Origin of the sequence: Shewanella sp. 10N.286.45.A1, assembly GCF_041470405.1 — a bacterium.
Taxonomy (GTDB): Bacteria; Pseudomonadota; Gammaproteobacteria; order Enterobacterales; family Shewanellaceae; genus Shewanella.
In genome coordinates this window covers 1-6,845 of record NZ_JBFRMK010000153.1, presented here as the reverse complement: position 1 = coordinate 6,845, position 6,845 = coordinate 1, and the positions used below count along the sequence as shown (strand labels likewise).

Below are 6,845 nucleotides of genomic sequence, written 5' to 3'. Positions count from 1 at the left end.
ATTGTCTTGGGGGGGGGAGTGTCAAATATTGAAGCTATCTATCCGCTGCTTCCAGATATCTTACCTAAGTATGTGCTTGGCGGAGAGTGTCGTACACCTGTGGTACAAAATATCTATGGTGGCTCCTCGGGAGTGCGCGGCGCCGCTTGGTTGTGGAGTAAAGACGAAGCTTAACCACTGCAATAGCTAAAAGTAACTGAATAACCCTCGAGCCATATGATGACTCTCATTGTATGGCTTTTTGTTTGTCTGTTTATCCAAGCGAACGTTCTGCCATATTACTATTTGAAATCCATGCTAAACTTGCATTTCTAGCATCCTTTTCTGAGTTTTATTACATGTTTTGGCTAAAAAAGATCGTTTCTCAACTGTTTATGCCTGTTCCTCTGTTGATCATTCTTATTGCAGTGACCTATCTTGTTATTCGCAATCGAAAGGTGGCTAAAAGCTTTTTGTTGGTTGCTGCAGGCATGCTCCTTGCACTAAGTAGCAGCATGGGCAGTAATGCACTGTTAGCGCCATTAGAGAACCAGTACTCTGTTAACAATGAGCCTATGGGAAGCGGCTGTTTAGTGATGGTATTAGGCAGTGGCCATGATGAAGTTGAAAACCAACCCGCTGTGCAGCAGTTATCGAATACGGCATTAGCCAGATTGAGTGAAGGAATAAGACAGCTGTCCTTAGGTCAAGACTGTCAGTTAGTCGTTAGTGGTTGGAGCGGCGGAATAAATACTCGTGCTCATGCGGATGTGATGTTTGATGCAGCCGTAGAGCTAGGCGTTAATCCAAACGTTATTATTAAATTCCCACTTGCAAAAGATACCATTGAAGAAGCGCAGTATATGCAATGGGAAGTTGCAGATGCGCCCTTTAGATTAGTAACATCAGCGAGTCATATGCCGCGTTCGATGGCCATTTTTGAAAATGCAGGTTTAAATGTCACTGCTGCGCCGACAGATTTTGCCCAAAGAAAAACCTATTGGTGGTATTTTGATGCGCAAAGTTTATTATCGTCACAACGTGCAATCCATGAATATTTAGGCCTAGTCTGGTTTAAATTCAAGCATGCAAATTAACCATCTCTGACCGTGATAGGAACGGGTTGTTTTTGTCACCAAAACAGCTAGTAAATTGTCTTTGAATCAACCAATAGTAGAACGTATTTTGGAACAATCGAATTCACAAACATTGCTCATCAAATCCCCTAACAAACGTAATGGGTTTACTCTAACTTTCATCGGTATCATTGGCGTAGTTATTGGGATTGGGCTTTTCCTCGCCGGCAGCCATCTATTTGCCCCTGGCATCGTATGTTTCGCTTTTGGTGCTATCGCTGCAGTGCTTGGCATTTCTAAGCTGGTAGAACCCGAGGTTACATTGAGTATTGATCCCCTCGGAATACGCTATTTTCATCGACGCGGCGAGGTGCAAATAGGTTGGCAAAATATTCAGCGCCTTGATCAACCGCGAGTCACTCAAGGGCTTGAAATCATCACTTTGCCTTATATTGGTATTAAGTTAAAAGCAGTGGGACCAGTATTAGATTGCATTTCATTAAGATTAGCCTCCGGTTTGCTGATTGAGCAAAGGCCGCTGCTGATGACCGTCTCTGCTCAAGATGAAGACCTATCCACGTTAGAAAATCAAATGAGCGCAGAGTTCACCCCATTTATTGAAGATGACAGCCGTTATAAGGGAGTGTTAGCAATGTTTGGCCATCGATGCCGAATATTGGGCAACCATTTAGGTTTTCACCTTTATATTGCCACTGATGCGTTAGATAGACCTGCTGAAGAGTTTATTAGATTACTTAGAAGTTATCAGCATCAAGCAATGTCGGAGAGTGATGAATAAGATTTGCAGAGCTAAGCTGATAAAATGATAAACTCTATAAGCTTAGCCATGATAATTAATTACTAATTTTTACAAGGTACTAGCCGTTAGCCGTTAGCTGCGCATCTTCAATTTGTTCTGTGTTAGCGGATTCGAGTTTTTCTTTCGAAGATGCGGGTAGAAAGGCAATGTCATCACGGACACGCATTCCAATAAATTGACCGCCTTCAAAAATTTCCATTGATTGACAGGTGACTTCGCCGTCAACAATACCGGTACTGGTTATATTGAGTTTATTGCAATGCAATTTTCCGCGGAAAGTGCCTGAAACTCTTAGTTCTTGGCAATTCAACACGCCGTCAATAAGACCATCCTGCTCAATAGTTATGTTGTTTGTTGATTGGATGTCGCCATAAAGCTCACCGGAGACTAAAGCCTCTGCTGTGAATTCGCTTTCACCTGTTAGCTTGGTTCCTTGGGCAATAAAAGTGAGCCCACCGCTTTTCTTTCTTTTAAACATAAATGCGTCGCTATTAGTCAAGGTAGCTTGATGTTACCTTGAAAAAAAGCAATTAAAAACCACTTATATTTGGCGCTTGATGTCATTATTTTGGCTATGAAGCGATTAAGCAGAGGCTGGCTTTAGGCTTAAATAAAGTAGCTTATTGATAGTAAAAAATTTTAACACGAAAAATACGATGATTAATCACTGCTTTATCAGTATTGCGTCGGACGGGCAGGGAGCAACGCAAGCGCCACAACCTGTGCACGCTTCTGTATCAATGACAGGTTGAGGCGCTTTGCCAACCGCCATGGTAAAGCTAATTGCCATGGCATCGCAGGCATCCTTGCAGCTTTGGCACCATATACCTTGATACGCCATGCAGGTAGTTTGAATTGAGGCGGCAATAGCCCAAGGAGCCTCATCGGTTTGGATAAACAATGGCTCAGGACAAGCCTCTACGCATTTTTTACAAAAGGTGCATTCATCAATGCTAAAGTCGACTTCTGGAAAGCCGCCATCGCCTTTAATGATAATGTGAGTTTCACATGCTGAAATACACTTATCACAACGGGTGCATTCATCGGTAAACGCGATATCATTTTTTACCCAAGGTAGGTGAACAGCATCATTTTTCTTACGGCTAAATAGACGACGTCGACTTTGATTGATGCTGCTCATGACTTTTACTCTTGGTTAAAACGGTAGTGGACTAACAATGATAAACAGGCTACGCCTTTTAGTTACTGTAGCCATTTGGGTTACTGGACTGCCAGTGCCAACTGCTTTGCGCCATGTCATCGATAGTGTGAGTCGCTTGCCAGTTAAGCTCAGTTTGTGCCTTATCAGGGTTTGCATAACACGCTGCAATATCGCCAGCACGTCTTGCGACAAGTTGATACTTAATCTCAGTACCGCTGGCTTTTTCAAATGCAGCCACCATTTCTAACACACTGTAACCTTCGCCGGTGCCTAGGTTATAAGTCACCAATCCTGGTTTTGTGCGCAATTTATCAAGTGCTCGAAGGTGCCCAACCGCTAGGTCAACAACGTGGATATAATCACGTACACCGGTTCCATCGACAGTATCGTAATCATTACCAAATACACTTAACTGCTCACGTTTACCCACTGCTACTTGGGTAATAAATGGCATTAAGTTGTTAGGAATATCGTTAGGATCTTCACCAATCAAACCGCTGTGGTGTGCGCCTACTGGGTTGAAGTATCTTAGACGGGCAATGTTCCAGCTCGGATCTGAATGGTGCAGGTCTGCAAGTACATGCTCAACCATCAACTTTGACTGACCATATGGGTTGGTTGCACCGGTTGGAAAGTCTTCAGTGATAGGTAAAGAAGCTGGATCACCGTATACCGTTGCCGATGAACTGAATACGATATTTTTTACGTTAAATTCGGCCATTACCTGACATAATACAATGGTACCAGTGACGTTATTTTCATAATAGCGCAGTGGTTGCTCAACCGATTCACCAACCGCTTTAAGGCCCGCAAAATGGATAACAGATTCAATATCATGATCTGTGAATAGTTTTTGCAAAAAAGGTTTATTGAGAATATCACCTTGATAGAAAGTGACCGACTTCCCTGTGATCTGCTCCACACGCTCAAGCGCTGTTACGCTAGAATTACTGAGGTTGTCGAGAATAACCACATCGCTGCCGTTATTAAGCAGCTCAACTACAGTGTGAGTGCCAATATAACCTGCGCCGCCAGTTACCAAAATTGTCATCTGTAAATCCTTCCTTGCAATCTAATATTCTTTATCTGTTTAAGTACTATCTGTTTAAGCACTATCTGTTTAAGCACTATCTGTTTAAGTGCTACCTGTTTAAGTACTATCTGTTTAAGAGCCGTCTGTTTAAGAATTAAAGGCTTTTAGCGATAGACTTAATATATTCAGCAAACTCTGGGCCTATATCCTTGTGACGCAAAGCGTGCTCTACATTGGCTTGCATATAGCCGAGTTTATTACCGCAATCATGACTCTTACCTTGCATGTAATAAGCATTAACGGTTTGATTTTCCATCAGCATTGCAATAGCATCGGTTAACTGGATCTCATCGCCCGCGCCGGCTGGTGTTTTAGCAAGGTAAGGCCAAATATCAGCTGGCAGAACGTATCGGCCTACAACACCTAGGTTTGATGGTGCTTCATCAACCGGCGGTTTTTCAACTAGCTGACTTAATGGTAACGATTCTCCTGGCTGTAACTCTTCGCCATTGATGTCTGCAATACCGTATTGATCAACCTGATCGTGGGGCACCCCCTCTACCATGATTTGACCCACTTCGGTTTCATCAAATAGCTTTACCATCTGTGCCAAGTTATCTTTGGCTAAGTTACTGCTGGCATCATCGACAATGACATCAGGTAAAAGCACTGCAAATGGCGCGTCACCTACAATAGTCTTAGCACATAAGATCGCATGACCTAGGCCTTTTGCCTGTGCTTGACGCACACTAATGATGGTGACGTCAGCAGGGCAAATACTTTGTACCTCTGCAAGAAGTTGACGTTTTACTCGGCGCTCTAAATGGGCTTCTAATTCAAAGCTGGTGTCGAAGTGGTTCTCGACTGAGTTTTTACTGGCGTGAGTGACCAAAACTATCTCTTTGATGCCTGCTGCAATAGCTTCTTTAACAACATACTGTATAAGAGGAACATCCATCACTGGCAGCATCTCTTTAGGCATCGCTTTTGTCGCTGGTAGCATCCGTGTACCTAGACCTGCGACAGGGATAACAGCCTTTTTTATCTTACGTCGTTTTATCGAAGTCATACTGTTCCTATCAATGGATTAGCGCTCTAACACTATTCTATACTGAATTTTTATCAGGTGTGCTTTGAATTTGGCAAAGCGGCTTGATTATTACTAATTTTGTTGCTTATCCGCTCGGTTTTTATTCGACATTGTAGTAACCAACCCTGTCGATATGCTTCTATTTGGATGAAAGCGTCAGGTGTTGTTTAACTCAAAAGGTGAGCTTTTATAGCTTTCTAGGCGAATGCGGGCTAAATTCTTCAGTATTATCAGTTCCTGTAAATTATGGCTTACAACAAATTCACTGTTAATAAAAGCTTTTTTAGCGCTAAGCTATACGTATGTAAACATTAGATTACACAAGGCTGTGCTGAGGCATCAAAGTTTAAACTGTGATCTGGTTAACAAAATATCAACTTTGGTTAACTATGTAGTCAGGAATCGTTACCAGTGTTTTTACTAATATGAGCAAAGCGACTAACTATACGGCTCGTTTGCCTGATGCAAACGGCTTTATACAATACCCACAGAATGAACATGATATTTGGCAAGAGCTCTATTCGAGGCAACTTGTCAATTTGCCTGGCCGGGCATGCCAAGCTTATATGGATGGACTAGACAGGCTTGCGCTGCCAAGCGACAGGATCCCGCAACTTAATGAGATTGATGCGGTGCTTCAACAGACTACTGGTTGGAAAACCGCAGCAGTGCCAGCGTTGATCTCATTTGGTAAGTTTTTTGAGTTGTTGGCAAACAAATCATTTCCGGTCGCGACATTTATCCGCAGCCGTGAAGAGCTTGATTACTTGCAAGAGCCAGATATATTTCACGAAGTTTTTGGTCACTGTCCACTACTGACTAACCCATCGTTTGCTCACTTTTCCCATTTGTATGGCAAATTGGGGCTAGCCGCAAGTAAGCAAGACCGTGTGTTTTTAGCACGATTATATTGGTTTACCGTCGAGTTTGGTGTGATTCGCGGGAATAATGATTTAAGTATCTATGGTGGCGGCATTTTAAGCTCGCCAGGGGAAACTGAATTTGTGATGGGCGATGAGCCTGAAATCAGACCTTTTGATCTGGTGGATGTGATGCGTACGCCTTATCGTATCGATATTATGCAGCCCATCTACTATGCCATTAATGATATCTGCGAACTCGATAAAATTGCTGAGATGGATATTATGGGCGCAGTTAACAAAGCTAAACAACTGGGTTTATTCGAGGCGACTTACCCAGCCAAAGCGGGTTAATAACGATTAGAAAAACGGCAGGGTGAACCTAATATCAATTAGGTTAAAGCCTACTGCTAGGTTGATGATAAAAATAACAGAGTGAAAGGGAACAAAATGACTGAATTAGCACAAATGAAATGTGAAGCCTGCCAAGCTGACGCGCCTAAAGTAAGCGATGCCGAACTGGGTGAACTTGTACGTATGATCCCCGACTGGACGGTAGAAGTGCGTGACGGCATTATGCAGCTAGAGCGTGTATATAAATTTAAGAACTTTAAATTGGCTATGGCATTTACTAATAAGCTTGCCGAATTAGCTGAAGCTGATTTTCATCACCCTGGCATTTTGACTGAATGGGGTAAAGTGACAGTGACTTGGTGGTCCCATTCTATAAAGGGCTTGCATAAGAATGATTTCATTATGGCCGCTAAAACAGATACCTTGCTAGACTAATTGAATTGCGTGCTGGGTTACTAGGGGCTGTTGATC

General features: G+C 42.7%; 9 protein-coding genes. 5 read left to right on the top strand and 4 right to left on the bottom strand.

The window, feature by feature from the left end:
* The 3 genes from AB4238_RS12415 to AB4238_RS12405 all read left to right on the top strand — a co-directional run.
* A partial coding sequence (locus AB4238_RS12415) for an ROK family protein (RefSeq protein WP_372033721.1) occupies positions 1 to 174 on the top strand: 174 nt, incomplete at its 5' end.
* Positions 175 to 338: 164 nt separating this feature from the next.
* Positions 339 to 1,076: a YdcF family protein gene (locus AB4238_RS12410; RefSeq protein ID WP_372033720.1), complete on the top strand. Its 738-nt coding sequence runs from the start codon at positions 339 to 341 to the stop codon at positions 1,074 to 1,076.
* A 61-nt stretch (positions 1,077 to 1,137) separates the two neighbouring features.
* A complete protein-coding gene (locus tag AB4238_RS12405; protein ID WP_372033719.1) occupies positions 1,138 to 1,854 on the top strand; it encodes a DUF2982 domain-containing protein in 717 nt (238 codons plus the stop codon).
* 79 nt (positions 1,855 to 1,933) lie between these two features.
* Here AB4238_RS12405 and AB4238_RS12400 read toward each other — a convergent pair whose 3' ends face one another.
* From AB4238_RS12400 to galU, 4 genes are all read right to left on the bottom strand, one after another.
* The gene (locus AB4238_RS12400; RefSeq protein WP_372033718.1) at positions 1,934 to 2,353 is read right to left on the bottom strand and encodes a polymer-forming cytoskeletal protein; all 420 of its coding nucleotides are present in this window, start codon (positions 2,351 to 2,353) and stop codon (positions 1,934 to 1,936) included.
* Between the two features lie 186 nt (positions 2,354 to 2,539).
* Positions 2,540 to 3,016: a ferredoxin-type protein NapF gene (napF, locus tag AB4238_RS12395; RefSeq protein WP_372033717.1), complete on the bottom strand. Its 477-nt coding sequence runs from the start codon at positions 3,014 to 3,016 to the stop codon at positions 2,540 to 2,542.
* A 58-nt stretch (positions 3,017 to 3,074) separates the two neighbouring features.
* The gene (gene galE, locus AB4238_RS12390; RefSeq protein ID WP_372033716.1) at positions 3,075 to 4,088 is read right to left on the bottom strand and encodes a UDP-glucose 4-epimerase GalE; all 1,014 of its coding nucleotides are present in this window, start codon (positions 4,086 to 4,088) and stop codon (positions 3,075 to 3,077) included.
* Between the two features lie 136 nt (positions 4,089 to 4,224).
* Positions 4,225 to 5,139 carry a UTP--glucose-1-phosphate uridylyltransferase GalU gene (gene galU, locus AB4238_RS12385; RefSeq protein ID WP_372033715.1) on the bottom strand — a complete coding sequence of 305 codons (915 nt, stop codon included), beginning with the start codon at positions 5,137 to 5,139 and terminating at the stop codon, positions 4,225 to 4,227.
* Positions 5,140 to 5,585: 446 nt separating this feature from the next.
* Here galU and phhA point away from each other — a divergent pair, with 446 nt between their 5' ends.
* Together phhA and AB4238_RS12375 are read left to right on the top strand one after the other, a co-directional pair.
* Positions 5,586 to 6,374 carry a phenylalanine 4-monooxygenase gene (gene phhA / locus AB4238_RS12380; RefSeq protein WP_372033714.1) on the top strand — a complete coding sequence of 263 codons (789 nt, stop codon included), beginning with the start codon at positions 5,586 to 5,588 and terminating at the stop codon, positions 6,372 to 6,374.
* A gap of 96 nt (positions 6,375 to 6,470) precedes the next feature.
* A complete protein-coding gene (locus AB4238_RS12375) occupies positions 6,471 to 6,809 on the top strand; it encodes a 4a-hydroxytetrahydrobiopterin dehydratase (RefSeq protein WP_371992551.1) in 339 nt (112 codons plus the stop codon).
* Positions 6,810 to 6,845 lie beyond the last annotated feature (36 nt).

What these genes read in the sequence shown, in the direction of transcription:
- AB4238_RS12410 (WP_372033720.1), top strand. Translation starts at nt 339, where the DNA reads ATGTTTTGGCTAAAAAAGATCGTTTCTCAACTGTTTATGCCTGTTCCT.
- AB4238_RS12400 (WP_372033718.1), bottom strand. Translation starts at nt 2,353, where the DNA reads ATGTTTAAAAGAAAGAAAAGCGGTGGGCTCACTTTTATTGCCCAAGGA.
- napF (WP_372033717.1), bottom strand. Translation starts at nt 3,016, where the DNA reads ATGAGCAGCATCAATCAAAGTCGACGTCGTCTATTTAGCCGTAAGAAA.
- galE (WP_372033716.1), bottom strand. Translation starts at nt 4,088, where the DNA reads ATGACAATTTTGGTAACTGGCGGCGCAGGTTATATTGGCACTCACACT.
- galU (WP_372033715.1), bottom strand. Translation starts at nt 5,139, where the DNA reads ATGACTTCGATAAAACGACGTAAGATAAAAAAGGCTGTTATCCCTGTC.
- phhA (WP_372033714.1), top strand. Translation starts at nt 5,586, where the DNA reads ATGAGCAAAGCGACTAACTATACGGCTCGTTTGCCTGATGCAAACGGC.
- AB4238_RS12375 (WP_371992551.1), top strand. Translation starts at nt 6,471, where the DNA reads ATGACTGAATTAGCACAAATGAAATGTGAAGCCTGCCAAGCTGACGCG.